General features: G+C 71.4%; 20 protein-coding genes. 18 read left to right on the top strand and 2 right to left on the bottom strand.

The annotated features are described in order from the left end of the window. Window positions 1–187: 187 nt before the first annotated feature. Genes DN051_RS31250 through nusB form a run of 3 tightly spaced genes read left to right on the top strand, consistent with a single transcriptional unit; the run spans window position 188 to window position 2347 of the window. A complete protein-coding gene (locus tag DN051_RS31250) occupies window positions 188–1294 on the top strand; it encodes an aminopeptidase P family protein (protein ID WP_053759846.1) in 1107 nt (368 codons plus the stop codon). A gap of 46 nt (window positions 1295–1340) precedes the next feature. Continuing rightward, complete coding sequence (gene efp, locus DN051_RS31255) at window positions 1341–1907, top strand: elongation factor P (RefSeq protein WP_053759847.1); 567 nt, start codon at window positions 1341–1343, stop codon at window positions 1905–1907. Window positions 1908–1909: 2 nt separating this feature from the next. After that, a complete protein-coding gene (gene nusB / locus DN051_RS31260; protein WP_053759848.1) occupies window positions 1910–2347 on the top strand; it encodes a transcription antitermination factor NusB in 438 nt (145 codons plus the stop codon). A 179-nt stretch (window positions 2348–2526) separates the two neighbouring features. Here nusB and bldD read toward each other — a convergent pair whose 3' ends face one another. After that, window positions 2527–3027: a transcriptional regulator BldD gene (gene bldD, locus DN051_RS31265; protein ID WP_007829306.1), complete on the bottom strand. Its 501-nt coding sequence runs from the start codon at window positions 3025–3027 to the stop codon at window positions 2527–2529. 276 nt (window positions 3028–3303) lie between these two features. Here bldD and pyrR point away from each other — a divergent pair, with 276 nt between their 5' ends. From pyrR to DN051_RS31335, 14 genes are all read left to right on the top strand, one after another. Then, window positions 3304–3876, top strand: a complete 573-nt coding sequence (gene pyrR / locus DN051_RS31270; RefSeq protein WP_112440059.1) for a bifunctional pyr operon transcriptional regulator/uracil phosphoribosyltransferase PyrR — start codon at window positions 3304–3306, stop codon at window positions 3874–3876. 96 nt (window positions 3877–3972) lie between these two features. Continuing rightward, window positions 3973–4950 (top strand): aspartate carbamoyltransferase catalytic subunit, encoded by a 978-nt coding sequence (locus DN051_RS31275; RefSeq protein WP_053759850.1) that lies wholly within the window; start codon window positions 3973–3975, stop codon window positions 4948–4950. A gap of 5 nt (window positions 4951–4955) precedes the next feature. Then, window positions 4956–6242 carry a dihydroorotase gene (locus DN051_RS31280; protein ID WP_053759851.1) on the top strand — a complete coding sequence of 429 codons (1287 nt, stop codon included), beginning with the start codon at window positions 4956–4958 and terminating at the stop codon, window positions 6240–6242. Next, window positions 6239–6808: a PH-like domain-containing protein gene (locus DN051_RS31285; protein WP_112440061.1), complete on the top strand. Its 570-nt coding sequence runs from the start codon at window positions 6239–6241 to the stop codon at window positions 6806–6808. Before DN051_RS31280 ends, DN051_RS31285 begins: the two co-directional genes overlap by 4 nt. Beyond that, window positions 6805–7962 (top strand): glutamine-hydrolyzing carbamoyl-phosphate synthase small subunit, encoded by a 1158-nt coding sequence (carA, locus tag DN051_RS31290; RefSeq protein ID WP_053759853.1) that lies wholly within the window; start codon window positions 6805–6807, stop codon window positions 7960–7962. The genes DN051_RS31285 and carA overlap by 4 nt, the downstream gene beginning before the upstream one ends. Further along, on the top strand, window positions 7955–11263 hold the full coding sequence (gene carB, locus DN051_RS31295) for a carbamoyl-phosphate synthase large subunit (RefSeq protein WP_053759854.1): 3309 nt from the start codon (window positions 7955–7957) through the stop codon (window positions 11261–11263). Before carA ends, carB begins: the two co-directional genes overlap by 8 nt. A gap of 56 nt (window positions 11264–11319) precedes the next feature. Next, window positions 11320–12426: a quinone-dependent dihydroorotate dehydrogenase gene (locus DN051_RS31300; RefSeq protein WP_112440063.1), complete on the top strand. Its 1107-nt coding sequence runs from the start codon at window positions 11320–11322 to the stop codon at window positions 12424–12426. Then, window positions 12423–13268, top strand: coding sequence for an orotidine-5'-phosphate decarboxylase (gene pyrF, locus DN051_RS31305; protein ID WP_053759856.1), 846 nt, complete (start codon window positions 12423–12425; stop codon window positions 13266–13268). Before DN051_RS31300 ends, pyrF begins: the two co-directional genes overlap by 4 nt. 256 nt (window positions 13269–13524) lie before the next feature. Next, window positions 13525–13848 (top strand): integration host factor, encoded by a 324-nt coding sequence (locus DN051_RS31310; RefSeq protein ID WP_003977346.1) that lies wholly within the window; start codon window positions 13525–13527, stop codon window positions 13846–13848. 59 nt (window positions 13849–13907) lie between these two features. Further along, window positions 13908–14465, top strand: coding sequence for a guanylate kinase (gene gmk, locus DN051_RS31315; RefSeq protein ID WP_053759857.1), 558 nt, complete (start codon window positions 13908–13910; stop codon window positions 14463–14465). 38 nt (window positions 14466–14503) lie between these two features. Then, window positions 14504–14776, top strand: a complete 273-nt coding sequence (gene rpoZ, locus DN051_RS31320) for a DNA-directed RNA polymerase subunit omega (protein ID WP_003988945.1) — start codon at window positions 14504–14506, stop codon at window positions 14774–14776. A 104-nt stretch (window positions 14777–14880) separates the two neighbouring features. Then, on the top strand, window positions 14881–16083 hold the full coding sequence (gene coaBC / locus DN051_RS31325; RefSeq protein WP_053759858.1) for a bifunctional phosphopantothenoylcysteine decarboxylase/phosphopantothenate--cysteine ligase CoaBC: 1203 nt from the start codon (window positions 14881–14883) through the stop codon (window positions 16081–16083). A gap of 238 nt (window positions 16084–16321) precedes the next feature. Then, complete coding sequence (gene metK / locus DN051_RS31330; protein WP_053759859.1) at window positions 16322–17530, top strand: methionine adenosyltransferase; 1209 nt, start codon at window positions 16322–16324, stop codon at window positions 17528–17530. A gap of 174 nt (window positions 17531–17704) precedes the next feature. Continuing rightward, complete coding sequence (locus DN051_RS31335) at window positions 17705–19861, top strand: primosomal protein N' (protein WP_112440065.1); 2157 nt, start codon at window positions 17705–17707, stop codon at window positions 19859–19861. A gap of 226 nt (window positions 19862–20087) precedes the next feature. Here the strand turns inward: DN051_RS31335 and DN051_RS31340 are convergent, their stop codons facing one another. Then, window positions 20088–20630: a hypothetical protein gene (locus tag DN051_RS31340; RefSeq protein ID WP_053759948.1), complete on the bottom strand. Its 543-nt coding sequence runs from the start codon at window positions 20628–20630 to the stop codon at window positions 20088–20090. A gap of 265 nt (window positions 20631–20895) precedes the next feature. Here DN051_RS31340 and fmt point away from each other — a divergent pair, with 265 nt between their 5' ends. After that, window positions 20896–21828 (top strand): methionyl-tRNA formyltransferase, encoded by a 933-nt coding sequence (gene fmt / locus DN051_RS31345; protein WP_053759861.1) that lies wholly within the window; start codon window positions 20896–20898, stop codon window positions 21826–21828. The last annotated feature ends 33 nt before the right edge of the window (window positions 21829–21861 follow it).

Consider the following 21861-nt stretch of genomic DNA (forward strand, 5'->3'; position numbering starts at 1 on the left):
GCTGGGGCCACCCGACCTGCCCTCTGATCGGGCCACCGATCCGGTGCCCCGAAGGAGCGGCAGGCGTCACTGCCGTCGCGGCACACTCGATGGCGGGCCCCGAATCGGCGAAGGCGGTGTCGCGCGGCGGACGCCCACTCGGACCTCCCGACCGGCGGTATGCGCCGAGCGCTCGTACGCTCGGCTCATGTCAGAGGTGTACGCGGCTCGCCGGACCCGGCTACGGGAGCGCTGCAACGCGGGCGGCAGCGAAGCGGCGCTGATCTCCCGGCCCGCCAACGTGCGCTACCTCGCGGGCGCGGCACCGCGGGGTGCCGTCCTGCTCCTGGGCAAGCGCGAGGACCTGCTGGTGTGTATCGGCCCGCCGGACGACAAAGTGACCGAGGGCCGTCCCGACGACGCGCTGCGCATCCACACCCTGCCCGGCCCGGGCGGTGATGCCGCCGTCGCCGCCGCGGGCCTCGCCGCCACCCGGGGCGCCGATTCGCTGGCCGTCGAGGAACACCACCTCACCGTCGCCCGCCACCGGGCCATGCGCTCGGTCGGCTCCCGGCTGCGGCTGGCCGACGTCGGCGGCGCGGTCGAGCAGCTCAGGGTGGTGAAGGACGAGGAGGAGATCTCCTGTCTGCGCATCGGCGCGGAGATCGCCGACCAGGCCCTCGGCGAACTGCTCGAATCCATCCTCGTCGGCCGGACCGAACGCCACCTGGCCCTCGAACTGGAGCGCCGTCTCGTCGACCACGGCGCCGACGGCCCGGCCTTCGCCACGTCCGTCGCCACCGGGCCGAACTCCGGCCGACGCGGGCACCGCCCCACCGACCGCCGCGTGGAGGAGGGCGACTTCCTCTCCGTATGCCTGGGGGCCACCTATCGCGGCTACCGCTGCGAGATCGGCCGCACCTTCGTGATCGGCACCTCGCCGGCCGAGTGGCAGATCGAGCTCTACGACCTCGTCTTCGCCGCCCAGCGGGCCGGCCGCGAGATGCTGGCGCCCGGCTCCGCCTACCGCGACGTGGACCGTGCCACGCGTCAGGTACTGGACTCCGCGGGGTACGCGGGAAGCCTGCCGCCCCTGACGGGACACGGGGTCGGACTGGAAATCGACGAGGACCCTCAGCTCGCCCCCGCGGCCATGGGTAAACTGGACGCTTGCGTGCCGGTCACCGTCGAACCGGGGGTCCACCTCCCGGGCCGGGGCGGCGTCCGGATCGATGACACGCTCGTCGTACGCCCCGAGGCGGACGGCGGACCCGAGCTACTCACCATCACGACCAAGGAGCTCCTCGCGCTGTAGCGCGTGCCTCCTGGTCGTCCACGTCAGTCCAGGAGATTCCGCAACCGTGGCTTCCACGAACGACCTCAAGAACGGCATGGTGCTCAAGCTCGACGGCGGCCAGCTCTGGTCAGTCGTCGAGTTCCAGCACGTCAAGCCCGGCAAGGGCCCGGCCTTCGTGCGCACCAAGCTCAAGAACGTGCTCTCCGGCAAGGTCGTCGACAAGACCTTCAACGCCGGCGTCAAGGTCGAGACGGCCACCGTCGACAAGCGCGACATGCAGTTCTCGTACATGGACGGCGACTACTTCGTCTTCATGGACATGGAGACCTACGACCAGCTGCACATCGAGCGCAAGGTCGTCGGCGACGCCGCCAACTTCCTGATCGAGGGCTTCGAGGCGAACGTCGCCCAGCACGAGGGCGAGGTGCTCTTCGTCGAGCTTCCGGCCGCCGTCGAGCTGACCATCGCCGAGACCGAGCCGGGCGTCCAGGGCGACCGCTCCACCGGTGGCACCAAGCCCGCCACCCTGGAGACCGGCCACCAGATCCAGGTCCCGCTCTTCATCACCACCGGTGAGAAGATCAAGGTCGACACCCGCACGAGCGACTACCTCGGCCGGGTGAACAGCTAACCGTGGCTGCCCGCAACACGGCCCGCAAACGCGCCTTCCAGATCCTCTTCGAGGGCGACCAGCGCGGGGTCGACGTCCTGACGGTCCTCGCGGACTGGATCCGGCACTCCCGGACCGACACCCGGCAGCCGCCGGTGAGCGAGTACACGATGCAGCTGGTCGAGGGGTACGCCGAGCACGAGACCCGGATCGACGAGCTGATCGCGCAGTACTCCGTCGGCTGGACGCTCGACCGGATGCCGGTCGTCGACCGCAACATCCTGCGGCTGGGAGCCTACGAGCTGATCTGGGTCGACGAGACCCCGGACGCCGTCGTGCTCGACGAGATGGTGCAGCTGGCGAAGGAGTTCTCCACGGACGAGTCGCCCTCGTTCGTGAACGGCCTGCTGGGCCGTCTCAAGGAGCTCAAGCCCTCGCTGCGCCGCGTCGAAGAGGACTGAGCCTCCGAACCCGAACGCCGGAGGGCCGCAGCGCACGCTGCGGCCCTCCGGCGTCTTTGTGCTCCCCGAGGCCCGTGGGGACCCATGGGGCGCGAGAGGCGCGCAGAAAGCCGCCGGGGTGGCCGGAACCATCAGTTCCGGCCACCCCGGCGGCACGTTTCTGCTCAAGCGCCGAGCGTTCAGCCCTCCTCGTGGGCGACCGCGCGACGCGCGTCCGCGTCCAGGACACCCCAGCTGATCAGCTGCTCGGTGAGGACCGAGGGCGACTGGTCGTAGATGACGGCGAGGGTGCGCAGGTCGTCCTGGCGGATCGAGAGCACCTTGCCGTTGTAGTCGCCGCGCTGGGACTGGATCGTCGCCGCGTAGCGCTGGAGGGGGCCCGCCTTCTCGGCCGGCACCGTGGCCAGCCGCTCCAGGTCCAGGACCAGCTTCGGCGGCGGCTCGGCGGCACCGCCCGGCGTGGTGCCCGGGAGGAGTTCCTGCACGGGTACGCCGTAGAAATCGGCCAATTCGGCGAGGCGCTGCACGGTCACGGCACGGTCGCCGCGCTCGTACGAACCGACCACGACCGCCTTCCAGCGTCCCTGGGACTTCTCCTCGACACCGTGGAGGGAAAGGCCCTGCTGGGTGCGGATGGCCCGGAGCTTGGCCCCGAGCTGTTTGGCGTATTCGCTGGACATATGGCTCCCCGGACACTGTGTCGACGCGGCTCTGAGTGGTTCCACGCCGCGCGGCTGGTAACTCACTGTGAGGTTACGCAGCGTTACTCTCCTGCGTCAAGCCGAATGGTCCGCACCGACTCTTCCGTGGTATCGAGGCCCGATTGGGCCGATCGGGTGATCCGTGGCACTCAGGGGGGTGATCGGGGCGCACTTCGCGGCCTGCTACGGTGGATGGCGCAATCCCGACGTCCTTTAAGGTCCGTCCCGTGAGGCGGAGAAGGAGGTCCGTTTCGTATGGACACCCAAGCGTCCGATGCGCGGCCCGTGCTCGAAGGGCCCGACATCGCGCGGGTACTGACCCGCATCGCCCACGAGATCGTCGAGCGCGCCAAGGGCGCCGACGACGTGGTGCTCCTCGGCATTCCGACCCGAGGGGTCTTCCTCGCTCAGCGGCTGGCCGCCAAGCTCGAGGAGATCACCGAGCGCAAGACGCCGTGCGGTTCGCTGGACATCACCATGTACCGCGACGACCTGCGCATGCACCCGCCGCGTGCGCTGGCCCGCACCGACATCCCCGGTGACGGCCTCGACGGCAAGCTCGTCGTGCTCGTCGACGACGTCCTGTTCTCCGGCCGCACCATCCGCGCCGCCCTCGACGCCCTGAACGACATCGGTCGTCCGCGCGCCGTGCAACTCGCGGTCCTCGTCGACCGCGGCCACCGCGAACTGCCCATCCGCGCCGACTACGTCGGCAAGAACCTCCCCACGTCGCTGCGGGAGACGGTCAAGGTCCAGCTCGCCGAGGAGGACGGTCGCGACACCGTGCTGCTCGGCGTCAAGCGGACCGCGCCGGGCGAGCAGCCGTAGCGCACCTCGGACGCACCACACCCCCGTACGTCCGTCCCGCGCGCTTCCGCCTGCCCGGAATCTCCCGAATCTGAACTGCCTTACGGAGCCTGAAAGATGCAGCGTCATCTCATCTCGGCCGCCGACCTAACCCGCGACGACGCCGTCCTGATCCTCGACACCGCCGAGGAGATGTCCCGGGTCGCAGACCGGCCGATCAAGAAGTTGCCGACCCTGCGCGGCCGCACCGTGGTGAACCTCTTCTTCGAGGACTCCACCCGCACCCGGATCTCCTTCGAGGCCGCCGAGAAGCGGCTGTCGGCGGACGTCATCAACTTCTCCGCCAAGGGGTCGAGCGTGTCCAAGGGCGAGTCCCTGAAGGACACCGCCCAGACCCTGGAAGCCATGGGCGTCGACGCCGTCGTCATCCGGCACGGCGCCTCCGGTGCGCCGTACCGGCTGGCCAATTCCGGCTGGATCGACGCCGCCGTCATCAACGCCGGTGACGGCACCCACCAGCACCCGACGCAGGCCCTGCTGGACGCCTTCACGATGCGCCGCCGGCTCATCGGCCGGGACGCCGGACTGGGCCAGGACCTGGCCGGACGCCGGGTCACCGTCGTCGGCGACGTCCTGCACAGCCGGGTCGCCCGCTCCAACGTCGATCTGCTGCACACGCTCGGCGCCGAGGTCACCCTGGTCGCCCCGCCGACCCTGGTGCCGGTCGGTGTCGCGTCCTGGCCCTGCGAGGTGTCCTACGACCTCGACGCGGTGCTGCCCAAGTCCGACGCGGTGATGATGCTGCGCGTGCAGCGCGAGCGCATGAACGCCGCGTTCTTCCCGACCGAGCGGGAGTACTCGCGGCGCTACGGCCTCGACGGCGACCGCATGGCGAAGATGCCCGAGCACGCCATCGTGATGCACCCCGGGCCGATGGTCCGCGGCATGGAGATCACCGCCGAGGTCGCCGACTCCGGGCGCTGCACCGCGATCGAGCAGGTCGCCAACGGGGTCTCGATCCGGATGGCCGTCCTCTATCTGCTGCTCGGTGGCAACGAGCCCGCCGCCAGCCACACCCGTACCGAGGAGAAGTAAGACAGATGAGCAAGATCCTTATCCGTGGTGCGAAGGTGCTCGGCGGCGAGCCGCAGGACGTGCTGATCGACGGCGAGACCGTGGCCGCCGTGGGCACCGGTCTCGACGCGGAGGGCGCCGAGGTCGTCGAGGCCGACGGCAAGGTGCTGCTGCCCGGACTCGTCGACCTGCACACCCACCTGCGCGAGCCGGGCCGCGAGGACTCCGAGACCGTGCTGACCGGTACCCGCGCCGCGGCGTCCGGCGGTTTCACCGCCGTCTTCGCGATGGCCAACACCTTCCCGGTGGCCGACACGGCGGGCGTGGTCGAGCAGGTCTGGCGGCTGGGGCAGGAGCACGGCTACTGCGACGTGCAGCCGATCGGCGCCGTCACCGTCGGCCTGGAGGGCGGCAAGCTCGCCGAACTGGGCGCCATGCACGAGTCGGCGGCCGGTGTCACCGTGTTCTCGGACGACGGCAAGTGCGTGCACGACGCCGTGATCATGCGCCGGGCCCTGGAGTACGTGAAGGCCTTCGGCGGCGTCGTCGCCCAGCACGCGCAGGAGCCCCGGCTGACCGAGGGCGCCGAGATGAACGAGGGTGTGGTCTCCGCCGAACTCGGGCTCGGCGGCTGGCCCGCCGTCGCCGAGGAGTCGATCATCGCCCGGGACGTGCTGCTCGCCGAGCACGTCGGCTCCCGGGTGCACATCTGCCACCTGTCGACCGCCGGCTCCGTCGAGATCGTGCGCTGGGCCAAGTCCCGCGGCATCCAGGTCACCGCCGAGGTGACCCCGCACCACCTCCTGCTCACCGACGAACTGGTCCGGACGTACGACCCGGTCTACAAGGTGAACCCGCCGCTGCGCACCGAGCGGGACGTCCTCGCCCTGCGCGAGGCGCTCGCCGACGGCACGATCGACATCGTCGCCACCGACCACGCGCCGCACCCGCACGAGGACAAGGACTGCGAGTGGGCCGCCGCGGCCATGGGCATGGTCGGCCTGGAGACCGCGCTGTCGGTGGTCCAGGAGACGATGGTCGAAACCGGACTGCTCGACTGGGCCGGTGTCGCGGACCGCATGTCGTTCACGCCGGCGCGGATCGGACGGGCCACGGGCCATGGACGCCCCGTCTCGGCAGGTGAGCCCGCCAACCTGACGCTGGTGGACACGGCATACCGTGGGTCCGTGGACCCCGCGGGCTTCGCCTCGCGCAGCCGCAACACCCCCTACGAGGGTCGTGAGCTGCCGGGCCGTGTCACGCACACCTGGCTCCGGGGCAAGGCCACGCTCGTCGACGGGAAGCTCACGTGACACCTCTGTACCTCTTGGCCGCCGACCAGAAGTCGGCGGAAGTGACCGACTGGGCCGCCCGGGTCGGCTGGGTCATCGGCCTCGCCCTGTTCGTCGCGCTCGTCTACTGGCTGATGCGCGAGGGCTGGAAGTGGCGCGGCACGCTCCAGGGCGACCTGCTGGAGCCCGCCGCCGCGCCCGACGACGCGGGACCGGCGAGACTGACCCTGAGCGGGCGCTACCACGGCTCCACCACCGCCGGTCAGTGGCTGGACCGCATCGTGGCGCACGGCCTGGGCACCCGCAGCCGGGCCGAGCTCACGCTGACGGACGCGGGCCTCGTCGTCGTACGCCCCGGGGCGAGCGACTTCTTCGTCCCCGTCGCAGATCTGCGAGAGGCCCGGCTCGACAAGGGCATCGCCGGCAAGGTCCTCACCGAGGGCGGGCTGCTGGTCGTGACCTGGGCGCTGGGCGACCGGCTGATCGACTCCGGGTTCCGCTCCGACCACGCGGCCGAGCACAACGAATGGGTCGACGTCGTCAACACCATGATCAACGCAACCACCACGGAAGGCGCCGAACGATGACGACCTCCATCCAGGCAAACGCTTCACAGAGGCGGAAGGCGCCGCCCGCCGTCCTCGTCCTGGAGGACGGCCGGATCTTCCGCGGCCGTGCCTACGGGGCCGTCGGGGCCACCTTCGGCGAGGCGGTGTTCTCCACCGGCATGACCGGCTACCAGGAGACCCTGACCGACCCCTCCTACCACCGCCAGGTCGTCGTGATGACGGCCCCGCACGTCGGCAACACCGGCGTCAACGACGAGGACCCGGAGTCCAAGCGGATCTGGGTCGCCGGCTACGTGGTCCGCGACCCCGCGCGCGTGCCCTCGAACTGGCGCTCCCGGCGGTCGCTGGACGACGAGCTGCGCCGGCAGGGCGTCGTCGGCATCTCCGGCATCGACACCCGCGCCCTGACGCGTCATCTGCGCGAGCGCGGCGCCATGCGCGTCGGCATCTTCTCCGGCAACGCGCTGCCCGACGAGGGCACCATGCTGGCCGAGGTGCGCCAGGCCCCGGAGATGAAGGGCGCCGACCTGTCGGCGGAGGTCGCCACCACCGAGGCGTACGTCGTCCCCGCGATCGGTGAGAAGCGGTTCACCGTGGCCGCGGTCGACCTCGGCATCAAGGGCATGACCCCGCACCGGATGGCCGAGCGCGGCATCGAGGTGCACGTGCTCCCGGCGACGGCGACCGCCGAGGACGTCTACGCCGTGAACCCGGACGGTGTGTTCTTCTCCAACGGACCGGGCGACCCGTCCACCGCCGACCACCCGGTCTCCGTGATGCGGGCGGTGCTGGACCGTGGCACCCCGCTGTTCGGCATCTGCTTCGGCAACCAGATCCTCGGGCGTGCGCTCGGGTTCGGCACCTACAAGCTGAAGTACGGGCACCGCGGCATCAACCAGCCGGTGCAGGACCGCACGACCGGCAAGGTCGAGGTCACCGCGCACAACCACGGCTTCGCCGTCGACGCCCCGCTCGACGAGGTCTCCGACACCCCCTACGGCCGCGCCGAGGTCTCCCACGTCTGTCTCAACGACGACGTGGTGGAGGGCCTGCGGCTGCTCGACAAGCCGGCCTTCAGCGTCCAGTACCACCCCGAAGCGGCAGCGGGCCCGCATGACGCCGCCTACCTGTTCGACCGCTTCGTCTCCCTGATGGAGGGCCAGCGTGCCTAAGCGCACCGATATCCAGTCCGTCCTGGTCATCGGCTCCGGCCCGATCGTCATCGGGCAGGCCGCCGAGTTCGACTACTCCGGCACCCAGGCGTGCCGTGTCCTGAAGTCCGAGGGCCTCCGGGTCGTCCTGGTGAACTCCAACCCGGCGACGATCATGACCGACCCGGAGATCGCCGACGCCACCTACGTCGAGCCGATCACGCCCGAGTTCGTCGAGAAGATCATCGCCCGGGAGCGGCCCGACGCCCTGCTGCCGACGCTCGGCGGTCAGACCGCCCTGAACGCGGCGATCGCCCTGCACGAGAACGGGACGCTGGAGAAGTACGGCGTCGAGCTGATCGGCGCCAACGTCGAGGCGATCCACAAGGGTGAGGACCGCGACCAGTTCAAGCTGGTCGTCGAGGCCGTGCGCGGCAAGATCGGGCACGGCGAGAGCGCCCGCTCGGTCATCTGCCACTCCATGGACGACGTGATCGGGGGCGTCGAGGAACTCGGCGGCTACCCGGTCGTCGTCCGCCCCTCCTTCACCATGGGCGGCGCCGGCTCCGGCTTCGCGCACGACGAGGAGGAACTGCGCCGTATCGCCGGCCAGGGCCTCACCCTCTCGCCGACCACCGAGGTGCTCCTGGAGGAGTCCATCCTCGGCTGGAAGGAGTACGAGCTGGAGCTGATGCGCGACAAGCACGACAACGTCGTGGTCGTCTGCTCCATCGAGAACTTCGACCCGATGGGCGTGCACACCGGTGACTCGATCACCGTCGCCCCGGCGATGACGCTCACCGACCGCGAGTACCAGATCCTGCGCGACATCGGCATCGCCGTCATCCGCGAGGTCGGGGTCGACACCGGCGGCTGCAACATCCAGTTCGCGGTGAACCCCGAGGACGGCCGGGTCATCGTCATCGAGATGAACCCGCGTGTGTCGCGTTCGTCGGCGCTGGCCTCCAAGGCGACCGGCTTCCCGATCGCCAAGATCGCCGCCAAGCTCGCCGTCGGCTACACCCTCGACGAGATCCCCAACGACATCACCCAGGAGACCCCGGCCTCCTTCGAGCCGACCCTGGACTACGTGGTCGTCAAGGCTCCGCGGTTCGCCTTCGAGAAGTTCCCGAGCGCCGACTCCACCCTGACGACCACCATGAAGTCGGTCGGCGAGGCGATGGCCATCGGGCGCAACTTCACCGAGGCGTTCCAGAAGGCGCTGCGCTCGCTGGAGAAGAAGGGCAGCCAGTTCACGTTCGTGGGCGAGCCCGGCGACAAGACCGCCCTGCTCGCGGAGGCCGTACGGCCCACCGACGGGCGGATCAACAGCGTCATGCAGGCCATCCGGGCCGGCGCGACGCCCGAGGAGGTCTTCGACGCGACGAAGATCGACCCGTGGTTCGTCGACCAGCTGTTCCTGATCAAGGAGATCGCCGACGAGCTGGCCGAGGCGCCCGAGCTGACCCCGGACCTGCTCGCCGAGGCCAAGCGGCACGGCTTCTCCGACCACCAGATCGGCGAGATCCGCGGCCTGCGCGAGGACGTCGTCCGCGAGGTGCGGCACGCGCTCGGCGTGCGCCCGGTCTACAAGACGGTCGACACCTGCGCCGCCGAGTTCGCGGCCCGCACCCCGTACTTCTACTCGTCCTACGACGAGGAGACCGAGGTCGCCACCCGCGAGAAGCCGGCCGTCATCATCCTGGGCTCCGGCCCCAACCGCATCGGCCAGGGCATCGAGTTCGACTACTCCTGCGTCCACGCGTCCTTCGCGCTGTCCGCCGCCGGGTACGAGACCGTGATGGTCAACTGCAACCCGGAGACCGTCTCCACGGACTACGACACCTCCGACCGGCTGTACTTCGAGCCGCTGACGCTGGAGGACGTGCTGGAGATCGTCCACGCCGAGCAGCAGGCGGGCCCGATCGCCGGTGTCGTGGTGCAGCTGGGCGGTCAGACGCCGCTGGGCCTGGCCCAGGCGCTCAAGGACAACGGCGTGCCGATCGTCGGCACCCCCCCGGAGGCGATCCACGCCGCCGAGGACCGCGGCGCCTTCGGGCAGGTCCTCCAGGAGGCCGGACTCCCGGCCCCCAAGCACGGCACCGCCACCACGTTCGCCGAGGCCAAGGCCATCGCCGACGAGATCGGCTACCCGGTCCTGGTCCGGCCCTCCTACGTCCTCGGCGGGCGCGGCATGGAGATCGTGTACGACGAGACCCGGCTGTCCTCCTACATCGCCGAGTCCACCGAGATCGGCCCGTCCCGTCCGGTGCTGGTCGACCGGTTCCTCGACGACGCGATCGAGATCGACGTCGACGCGCTCTACGACGGCCGGGAGCTGTACCTCGGCGGCGTCATGGAGCACATCGAGGAGGCCGGCATCCACTCCGGCGACTCGGCCTGCGCCCTGCCGCCCATCACCCTCGGCGGCTTCGACATCAAGCGGCTGCGCGCCTCGACCGCGGCGATCGCCGAGGGCGTCGGCGTCCGCGGTCTGATCAACATCCAGTTCGCGATGGCCGGGGACATCCTCTACGTCCTGGAGGCCAACCCGCGCGCCTCGCGCACCGTCCCCTTCACCTCGAAGGCGACCGCGGTGCCGCTGGCCAAGGCCGCAGCGCGCATCTCGCTGGGCGCGACCATCGCCGAGCTGCGCGCCGAGGGCCTGCTGCCCGGCCAGGGCGACGGCGGTGAGCTGCCGCTGGACGCGCCGATCTCGGTCAAGGAGGCCGTGATGCCGTGGTCCCGGTTCCGGGACATCCACGGCCGCGGCGTGGACACCATCCTCGGCCCGGAGATGCGCTCCACGGGCGAGGTCATGGGCATCGACTCCGTCTTCGGCACGGCGTACGCGAAGTCGCAGGCCGGCGCCTACGGCCCGCTGCCCACCAAGGGCCGCGCCTTCATCTCGGTCGCCAACCGCGACAAGCGCTCGATGATCTTCCCGGCGCGCGAGCTGGTCGCGCACGGCTTCGAGCTGCTCGCCACGGCCGGCACCGCCGAGGTGCTCAAGCGCAACGGCATCCACGCGACGGTCGTGCGCAAGCAGTCCGAGGGCACCGGCCCCGACGGTGAGCGCACCATCGTCCAGCTCATCCACGACGGCGAGGTCGACCTCATCGTCAACACGCCCTACGGCACCGGTGGCCGCCTCGACGGCTACGACATCCGCACCGCGGCCGTGGCGCGCTCCGTGCCGTGTCTGACGACGGTCCAGGCGCTCGCCGCCGCGGTGCAGGGCATCGACGCGCTCAACCACGGCGACGTGGGCGTGCGATCACTCCAGGAACACGCGGAATTCCTGACCGCGGCCCGCGACTAGCAGCCCTGAGGGGGACACCGGAAACGGTGTCCCCCTCTTCATGAGGACACCGAGACATGTACAAGCTTTTCTTCCGCCTGGTATTCCGACGGATGGATCCCGAGCGGGCCCACCATCTCGCGTTCCGGTGGATCCGCCTCGCCGCCCGCGTCCCCGTCCTGCGCACGTTCCTCGCCGCCCTGCTCGCTCCCCGGTACGAGGAGCTGCGCACGGAGGCCTTCGGGCTGCGCATGCACGGCCCCTTCGGGCTCGCGGCCGGCTTCGACAAGAACGCGGTCGCGATCGACGGCATGGCGATGCTCGGCTTCGACCACGTCGAGATCGGCACGGTCACGGGGGAGCCCCAGCCCGGCAACCCGAAGAAGCGGCTGTTCCGGCTGGTGGCGGACCGGGCGCTGATCAACCGCATGGGATTCAACAACGAGGGCTCGCTGGCCGTGGCGGCCCGGCTGGCCGCCCGCAGGCCGGTCCTCAGGACCGTCCTGGGCGTGAACATCGGCAAGACCAAGGTCGTCCCGGAAGACGAGGCCGTCGGCGACTACGTGAAGTCGACCGAGCGGCTGGCGCCGCACGCCGACTACCTGGTGGTGAACGTCTCGTCGCCCAACACACCGGGGCTGCGCAACCTGCAGGCCGTGGAGCATCTGCGTCCGCTGCTGAGCGCCGTGCGCGAGGCCGCGGACCGGACCGTCACCGGCCGCCGCGTACCGCTGCTGGTGAAGATCGCGCCGGACCTCGCCGACGAGGACATCGACGCCGTCGCCGACCTGGCAGTGGAGCTCGGCCTCGACGGGATCATCGCCACGAACACCACCATCGCGCGCGCGGAACTCGGTCTGAGGTCCGACCCCGCGCTGGTCCAGGAGGTCGGCGGCCTGTCCGGCGCGCCGCTGAAGGCGCGCTCCCTCGAGGTGCTGCGCCGTCTCTACGCGCGCGTGGGCGACCGCATCACCCTGATCGGCGTGGGCGGCGTGGAGAACGCCGAGGACGCCTGGCAGCGCATTCTGGCCGGAGCCACCCTGGTCCAGGGCTACAGCGCCTTCATCTACGAGGGCCCGTTCTGGGGCCGCGCGATCCACAAGGGGCTCGCCGCACGCCTGCGCACGAGCCCGTACGCCACGCTCGCCGACGCGATCGGTGCCGATGTGAGGAAGTCAGGATGACCGTGCTCGAACCCTTCGGTGCCCGACTGCGCCGTGCCATGGACGAGCGGGGCCCGCTGTGCGTCGGCATCGACCCGCACGCGTCGCTGCTCGCCGAGTGGGGCCTGGACGACGACATCGCCGGGCTGGAGAGGTTCAGCCGCACCGTCGTCGAGGCGGTCGCCGACCGGGTGGCCGTCCTCAAGCCGCAGAGCGCCTTCTTCGAGCGCTTCGGGTCCCGCGGCGTGGCCGTCCTGGAGCGGACGGTCGAGGAGGCGCGGGCCGCCGGCGCGCTGGTCGTCATGGACGCCAAGCGCGGCGACATCGGCTCCACCATGGCCGCGTACGCCGAGGCGTTCCTGCGCAAGGACGCCCCGCTGTTCTCGGACGCGCTGACCGTCTCCCCGTACCTCGGCTACGGGTCGCTCGCACCGGCCGTCGAGCTGGCCCGCGAGAGCGGCGCCGGCCTGTTCGTGCTGGCGCTGACCTCCAACCCCGAGGGCGGCGAGGTCCAGCACGCGGTCCGCGGCGACGGGCGGGACGTCGCGGCGACGATGCTCGCGCACCTGGCCGCGGAGAACGCGGGGGAGCGGCCGCTGGGGTCCTTCGGCGCGGTCGTCGGTGCCACGCTCGGCGACCTGTCGTCGTACGACCTGGACATCAACGGCCCGCTGCTCGCCCCGGGCATCGGCGCCCAGGGCGCCACTCCGGCCGATCTGCCCGGGGTCTTCGGGCCCGTGGCGCGCAATGTCGTCCCGAACGTCAGCCGGGGTGTGCTGCGGCACGGTCCGGACGCCGGGGCGCTGCGCTCGGCCGCGGACCGTTTCGCGGAGGAGATCCGCGCCGCCCTGGCGTCGGCCTGACACCTCCGACCAGCATCTCCGAGCGCGCTTGAGGCTGGATACATCCTCAAATCCAGGGCAGTATGTCTGAAATATCCGGTCCTGACAGAGGCTGACCAGGACTTTTCCGCTGTTCTCGCTGACTCCGGCGGACTTGACCGCTAGTCTCCGACGAGAGTCGCTGGGCAAGCGTGTTGCTCGTGGCTCCCCAGGTGTGGGGCGACTAGGTTCCTCACCGGTCCGTATCCGACAGTTCGACATCCGAGGTGACGTAGGCGTGGCTCTTCCGCCCCTTACCCCCGAACAGCGCGCAGCCGCGCTCGAAAAGGCCGCCGCGGCTCGCCGGGAGCGGGCCGAGGTCAAGAATCGACTCAAGCACTCCGGCGCCTCCCTTCACGAGGTCATCAAGCAGGGCCAGGAGAACGACGTCATCGGCAAGATGAAGGTCTCCGCCCTTCTCGAGTCCCTGCCGGGCGTGGGCAAGGTCCGCGCCAAGCAGATCATGGAGCGACTCGGTATCTCCGAGAGCCGCCGCGTGCGTGGCCTCGGTTCCAACCAGATCGCCTCCCTCGAGCGTGAGTTCGGCAGCACGGGTTCCTGACCCCCTCCGGGCTCCGGGACTGGTCCCGGGCACCCCGGAATTGCTGGAATAATCGCTGCATGAGTGAACGTCCGCGGCTGACCGTGCTCTCCGGACCCTCCGGGGTCGGCAAGAGCACGGTCGTCGCTCATATGCGCAAGGAACACCCCGAGGTCTGGCTCTCGGTGTCGGCGACGACCCGCAAGCCGCGCCCCGGCGAGCAGCACGGAGTCCACTACTTCTTCGTCACCGACGAGGAGATGGACAAGCTGATCGCCAACGGCGAGCTGCTGGAATGGGCCGAGTTCGCCGGCAACCGCTACGGCACCCCGCGCGGGGCCGTACTGGAGCGGTTGGAGGCGGGCGAGCCCGTCCTGCTGGAGATCGACCTCCAGGGCGCGCGGCAGGTGCGCGAGTCCATGCCCGAGGCCCAGCTGGTGTTTCTGGCTCCTCCCTCCTGGGAGGAGCTGGTGCGCAGACTGACCGGCCGGGGCACCGAACCGCCCGCGGTGATCGAGCGCCGGCTGGCCGCCGCGAAGATCGAACTGGCCGCCGAGCCGGAGTTCGACGTGACCCTGGTCAACACCTCCGTCGAGGATGTGGCGCGCGAGCTGCTAGCCTTGATGGACGTTGTGTGATCACGACTGAATCTTTTCCATCCATCGGAAGGTAGAGCGTGTCCTCTTCCATCTCCGCGCCCGAGGGCATCATCAACCCGCCGATCGACGAGCTCCTCGAGGCCACCGACTCGAAGTACAGCCTCGTGATCTACGCGGCCAAGCGGGCTCGCCAGATCAACGCGTACTACTCGCAGCTCGGCGAGGGTCTCCTCGAATACGTCGGTCCGCTCGTCGACACCCACGTGCACGAGAAGCCCCTCTCGATCGCCCTGCGCGAGATCAACGCGGGTCTGCTGACCTCCGAGGCCGTCGAGGGCCCGGCGCAGTAGCGTTTCCTGCTCGAAGCAGTCATTTCCACAGGCCCGGCAGTCGCACTGCCGGGCCTGTGGTGTGTCATGGGGATGTACGTATTTCCGAGTGCCGGGGAGGGACCGTGGACAAGCCGAGGGTCGTTCTGGGGGTGAGCGGCGGCATCGCCGCGTACAAGGCCTGTGAGCTGCTGCGAAGGTTCACCGAGTCGGGACACGACGTCCGTGTCGTGCCCACCGCCTCCGCGCTGCACTTCGTCGGCGCCGCGACCTGGTCCGCCCTCTCCGGCAACCCCGTCTCGACGGAGGTCTGGGACGACGTCCACGAGGTCCCCCATGTGCGGATCGGCCAGCACGCCGACCTGGTGGTGGTCGCCCCGGCCACGGCCGACACCCTCGCCCGGGCCGCCCACGGCCTGGCCGACGACCTGCTGACGAACACCCTGCTCACCGCCCGCTGCCCGGTGGTCTTCGCTCCCGCGATGCACACCGAGATGTGGGAGCACCCGGCCACCCAGGAGAACGTGGCGACGCTGCGCCGGCGCGGCGCGGTCGTGATCGAGCCCGCCGTCGGCCGCCTCACCGGCGTCGACACCGGAAAGGGCCGGCTGCCCGACCCGGGAGAGATCTTCGAGGTCTGCCGCCGCGTGCTGGCCCGCGGTGTCACCGAACCCGACCTCGTGGGCCGGCACGTCGTGGTCAGCGCCGGCGGCACCCGCGAGCCGCTGGACCCGGTCCGCTTCCTCGGCAACCGCTCCTCGGGCAAGCAGGGCTACGCCCTCGCCCGTACGGCCGCAGCGCGGGGCGCCCGGGTCACGCTCGTCGCGGCCAACACCGGCCTGCCGGACCCGGCGGGCGTGGACGTGGTCCAGGTCGGCACGGCCGTTCAACTGCGGGAGGCGGTGCTGAAGGCGGCCCCGGACGCCGACGCGGTCGTGATGGCCGCGGCGGTCGCCGACTTCCGCCCCGACACCTATGCCACCGGGAAGATCAAGAAGAAGGACGGTCAGGAACCGGACCCCATCGTGCTGGTGCGCAATCCGGACATTCTTGCTGAGATCTCGGCCGACCGAGCGCGCCCCGGACAGGTGATAGTCGGTTTCGCCGCCGAGACCGACGACGTCGTCGCGAACGGCCGGGAGAAGCTGCGGCGCAAGGGCTGCGACCTCCTCGTGGTGAACGAGGTGGGGGAGCGCAAGACGTTCGGCTCGGAGGAGAACGAGGCCCTGGTCCTGGGCGCCGACGGCACCGAGACCCCCGTTCCGCACGGCCCGAAGGAGGCGCTGGCCGAAACGGTGTGGGACCTGGTGGTGGAACGCCTGGGGTGAATGTTCCGGGTGCGCCGACGCGCCCCAGGACCCGTACATTCACGGTGTGGCGACCCTGGCCAATGCCGCCGCGCATTGGGCAGAATGCCCGTGCCGCAGGTCACAGCGCTCCCGAGAGGCGAGACAGTGACCCGGCGGCAAAGCGCGACCGATAAACTGTTCTCGGACGATGCCAGGCGCAGCCCCCGGCCCGTCCACCAATGATCAGCCAGCAGCCGCTGCAACCCCAGGGAGCGTTGTGTCCCGTCGCCTGTTCACCTCGGAGTCCGTGACCGAAGGTCACCCCGACAAGATCGCTGACCAGATCAGCGACACCATTCTCGACGCGCTTCTGCGCGAGGACCCGACCTCCCGGGTCGCCGTCGAAACCCTGATCACCACCGGTCTGGTGCACGTGGCCGGCGAGGTCACGACCAAGGCCTACGCGCCGATCCCGCAGCTGGTCCGGGAGAAGATCCTCGACATCGGCTACGACTCGTCGAAGAAGGGCTTCGACGGCGCGTCCTGCGGTGTCTCGGTCTCGATCGGCGCGCAGTCCCCGGACATCGCGCAGGGTGTGGACACGGCGTACGAGTCGCGCGTCGAGGGCGACGAGGACGAGCTCGACCGGCAGGGCGCCGGTGACCAGGGCCTGATGTTCGGCTACGCCTCGGACGAGACGCCGACCCTGATGCCGCTGCCGATCTTCCTGGCGCACCGGCTGTCGAAGCGCCTGTCCGACGTGCGCAAGAACGGCACCATCCCCTACCTCCGCCCCGACGGCAAGACCCAGGTCACCATCGAGTACGACGGCGACAAGGCGGTCCGCCTCGACACCGTGGTGGTCTCCTCGCAGCACGCGAGCGACATCGACCTGGACTCCCTCCTCGCCCCCGACATCCGCGAGTTCGTGGTCGAGCCGGAGCTCAAGGCGCTCCTCGACGACGGCATCAAGCTGGACACCGAGGGCTACCGCCTGCTGGTCAACCCCACCGGCCGTTTCGAGATCGGCGGCCCGATGGGTGACGCCGGTCTCACCGGCCGCAAGATCATCATCGACACGTACGGCGGCATGGCCCGCCACGGCGGCGGCGCCTTCTCCGGCAAGGACCCGTCCAAGGTGGACCGCTCGGCCGCGTACGCGATGCGCTGGGTCGCGAAGAACGTGGTCGCCGCGGGCCTGGCCTCCCGCTGCGAGGTGCAGGTCGCGTACGCCATCGGCAAGGCCGAGCCCGTGGGCCTGTTCGTCGAGACCTTCGGCACGCACAAGGTCGAGACCGAGAAGATCGAGAAGGCGATCGAAGAGGTCTTCGACCTCCGCCCGGCCGCCATCATCCGCGACCTCGACCTGCTCCGTCCGATCTACGCCCAGACCGCCGCGTACGGTCACTTCGGCCGTGAGCTGCCCGACTTCACCTGGGAGCGCACGGACCGCGTGGACGCGCTGCGCGCCGCCGCGGGGCTGTAACCCGCCCGGTTCCGACCGAGGCCCGGCGTCCCCCAGGGGCGCCGGGCCTCGGTGCGTCCGGCTGCGCGGACCGAGCCGGACCACCCGCGACCGCCGGTCCCCGCAGGCCCGTCCGTGACGGGATCGGTCCCGGGCCGGCGCCGATTGTCGGTGCGGTTTGGTAAGAATGCAGGCGTGAGCAGCGAGAACGATCGGGGGGACAGCGGCGCGGAGGGCGCGCTGCCCGAGCAGCTCGCGTTCATCCGGGAGACCGTGCGCCGGTCCAAGGCGCCCCGGGCCAAACCGCGGACGTGGCGCGGCGCCGCGCTGGCCAAGGACCTGCCCGTCGCGCGGGTGCTCGTCGACAAGGGCGTGCTCCATCTCGACCGCTACTTCGACTACGCGGTCCCCGAGGAACTGGACGCCGACGCGCAGCCCGGGGTGCGGGTGCGGGTGAGGTTCGGCGCCGGACGGCACCGGGTCCGGGACGGGCGTCGCGAGGGCGGCGGCCTGATCGACGGCTTCCTCGTCGAGCGCCGCGCCGAATCCGACTACGCGGGGCCGCTCGCCGCCCTCGCCCAGGTCGTCTCGCCGGAACCGGTGCTCGGCGAGGAACTGCTGAGGCTGGCCCGGTCCGTCGCCGACCGGTACGCCGGGAGCCTCGCCGACGTGCTGCAGCTCGCCGTGCCGCCGCGCAGCGCACGGGCCGAGCAGCGCCCCTCTCCCGAGCCGCTGCCCCCTCCCGCGGTGCCGGAAGCGGGCTCCTGGACGCGCTACGAACAAGGGGCCGCCTTCCTGGAGGCACTGGCCTCCGGCGGCGCGCCGCGCGCCGTGTGGAACGCCCTGCCCGGACCCGAATGGAGCACGGAGCTGGCCAGAGCGGTCGCGGCGACCCTCGCGTCGGGGCGCGGCGCCCTGGTCGTCGTACCGGACGGGCGGGCCGCCGCACGGGTCGACGCCGCGCTGACGTCTGTGCTGGGCGAGGGGCGGCACGCGCTGCTGACCGCCGAGGCCGGGCCGGAGAAGCGCTACCGGGAGTGGCTCGCCGTGCGGCGCGGGTCCGTGCGGGCCGTCGTCGGGACCCGCGCCGCGATGTTCGCGCCGGTGCGGGATCTGGGCCTGGTCGTCATCTGGGACGACGGCGACGACAGCCACAGCGAGCAGCACGCCCCGCAGCCGCATGCCCGGGAGGTGCTGCTGCTGCGCGCCGCCCAGGACAAGTGCGCGTTCCTGCTGGGGAGCTGGAGCTGCACGGTGGAGGCCGCGCAGCTGGTGGAGAGCGGCTGGGCGCGACCGCTCGTCGCGCCGCGTCCCCAGGTGCGCGAGACGGCCCCGCTGGTACGGACGGTGGGGGACCAGGACCTGGCACGCGACGAGGCCGCCCGCGCCGCCCGGCTGCCGACCGTCGCCTGGCAGGTCGTCCGCGACGGGCTGCGCGACGGACCGGTGCTCGTGCAGGTGCCCCGCCGGGGATACGTACCCCGGATGGCCTGTGCGAACTGCCGGGCCCCGGCCCGGTGCCGGCACTGCGCGGGGCCGGTCGAGGCGCAGGACGCCGGGGCGCTGCGCTGCGGATGGTGCGGCCGTGAGGAGAGCTCCTGGCACTGCCCGGACTGCGGGTCGTTCCGGCTGCGGGCGCAGGTCGTGGGGGCCCGGCGCACCGCCGAGGAGCTGGGGCGGGCGTTCCCTGCCGTACCGGTGCGGACGTCCGGGCGTGAGCATGTGCTGGACACCGTGCCGGGGGCACCCGCGCTGGTGGTGAGCACACCGGGGGCCGAACCGGTGGCCGAGAACGGGTATGCCGCCGCGCTGCTTCTCGACGGCTGGGCCATGCTCGGCCGGCCCGATCTGCACGCTGCGGAGGACGCGTTGCGGCGCTGGATCGCGGCCGCCGCACTGGTACGGCCGCAGCGGGAGGGCGGCACCGTGGTCGTCGCCGCGGAGCCGACGCTGCGGCCCGTGCAGGCGCTGGTGCGCTGGGATCCCGTCGGGCATGCGGTGCGTGAGCTGGCCGAGCGGGCCGAACTGGGATTTCCGCCGGTGTCGCGGATGGCGGCCGTGTCGGGGACGGTCGAGGCGCTCGCGGAGTTCCTGGGGACCGTCGAACTGCCGCCGGAGGCCGAGGTGCTGGGGCCCGTGCCGTTGCCGGTCACGCCCGCCGCGGCGGCGGGCCGGCCGCGGCGGCCGGGAGCGCCGCCGCCCGGAGAGCAGTGGGAGCGGGCGCTGGTCCGCGTGCCGCCGGGCCGCGGGGCGGCGCTGGCGGCCGCTCTGAAATCGGCTCAGGCGGCTCGGATGGCCCGGGGGAGCGGTCAGCCGGTGCGGGTGCGCATCGATCCGCCCGACATCGGGTGAGCGGCCCGCGCCCCACCCGTTGTGTGCACGGAGGACGCCGTGCACCGTCGTGCCGCCCCCCGGTACACGGCTGCCCTCCCGGACATGGCCGGGAGGGCGGATGGTTCAGCCGCGGAGGTGCAGCAGTTGTACCTCGGCCGACGGGCTTCAGCCGTGTGCTTCAGCGCTGCGGATCGGCCGTGTGGATCAGCCAGGTGCCTCGGGCAGGTGGTTCAGCCGTGGCGGTTCAGCCGTTGCGCGGGCCGGGGAAGGCCGTCGGCCTGACCTCCTCGCGCAGCGCCGGGCTGCCCGCGGTCGGCTGGGTCGGCATGGAGCGGGCCGCGGGGACCGTCGGCACCGTGGACATGCCGCTGCCGACGTTGACGGCGCGGGTGCCCGACGTGTCCGTGCTCCGCTCGGCCTCGGCGGCCGCCTGGGCGGCGGCGCGGCGCGATCCGTAACGGCGGTGGACCGCCTGCTTGGTGACGCCGAGTGCGGAGCCCACCGCGTCCCACGAGAAGCCGAGCGAACGGTCGAAGTCGACCGCGGCCGTGACCAGGGTCTCGACACTGTCCCGCAGCTCCTGGGCGAGCCGGACCGTGGGGGCGGGGGCGCGTCCGTAGACGACGAAGCCCGTGGAGGGGCCGGAGCGGCGCGGGCGGTAGACGTTGCCCAGCTGGGCGGTGAGCGTGCGCAGTGCGTCCACCTGCCGGCGGACCCGCTCGATGTCCCGCACCAGCAAGTGCAGGCTGGCCCGAGCCTGGGCGTCGTGGGTTGCGTGGTCGGCCATGAACAAGCCTCTCGAACCGGCGTTGAGGAGAAAGGGTCGGGCCGGCTGCGCGGCCCGTGTGGTCAACTCTTTCTTGACCAACGCGATTTCCCTCCGCTGGTCACGGTGTGGGGGCGTAAGGGCATATGCGTACGCCGTCACCGCCAGGTGCGCGCGGTGGTCCTGCTGCGGCTGTCCGGCCCCTGGTGTGCGGGTATTCACCGGGTCGCGCCATAGACTTGTGCGTCGCCCGCAAGCCACCCAGCCGAGAGGCCCGTGCCCGCTCATGAAGCTCGTCTTCGCCGGTACCCCCGAGGTCGCCGTTCCCGCTCTGGACGCTCTGCTCGCCGCCGGGCGGCACGAGGTGGCCGCCGTCGTCACGCGGCCGGACGCGCCGGCCGGACGGGGGCGCAGGCTGGTCGCCTCGCCCGTGGCCGAGCGGGCGGAGGAGGCGGGCATCGAGGTGCTGAAGCCGGTGCGGCCGCGGGACCCGGAGTTCCTGGAGCGTCTGCGGGAGATCGCCCCGGACTGCTGCCCCGTCGTGGCCTACGGCGCCCTGCTGCCCCGTGTCGCGCTCGACGTCCCCGCCCGGGGCTGGGTCAACCTGCACTTCTCGCTGCTGCCCGCGTGGCGCGGGGCGGCGCCCGTGCAGCACGCCGTCATGGCGGGCGACGAGATCACCGGTGCGTCCACCTTCCTGATCGAGGAAGGACTGGACTCCGGTCCCGTGTACGGGACGGTGACCGAGACGATCCGGCCCACGGACACCAGCGGCGACCTGCTGACCCGGCTGGCCTTCGCCGGCGCCGGGCTGCTCGCCGCGACCATGGACGGCATCGAGGACGGCGCCCTGAAGGCCGTACCGCAGCCCGCGGACGGTGTCACCCTCGCCCCGAAGATCACCGTCGAGGACGCCCGGATCGACTGGGCGGCGCCCGCGCTGCGGGTCGACCGGGTGGTGCGCGGATGCACCCCCGCGCCCGGCGCGTGGACCGCCTTCCGGGGCGAGCGGCTCAAGCTGATCCAGGTGGTTCCGGTGCCCGACCGGACGGACCTCGCACCCGGTCGGCTCGCGGTCGGCAAGAACAACGTCCACGTCGGCACCGGTTCCTACGCGGTCGAGCTGCTGTGGGTGCAGGCCCAGGGCAAGAAGCCGATGCGCGCGGCGGACTGGGCGCGCGGTGTGCGCATCGCGGACGGGGAGACGCTCGGGGCCTGAGAGCTCCGCGACAGCCCTTCGACGTAGGCTGGG

Origin of the sequence: Streptomyces cadmiisoli, assembly GCF_003261055.1 — a bacterium.
Classification (GTDB): Bacteria; Actinomycetota; Actinomycetes; order Streptomycetales; family Streptomycetaceae; genus Streptomyces; species Streptomyces cadmiisoli.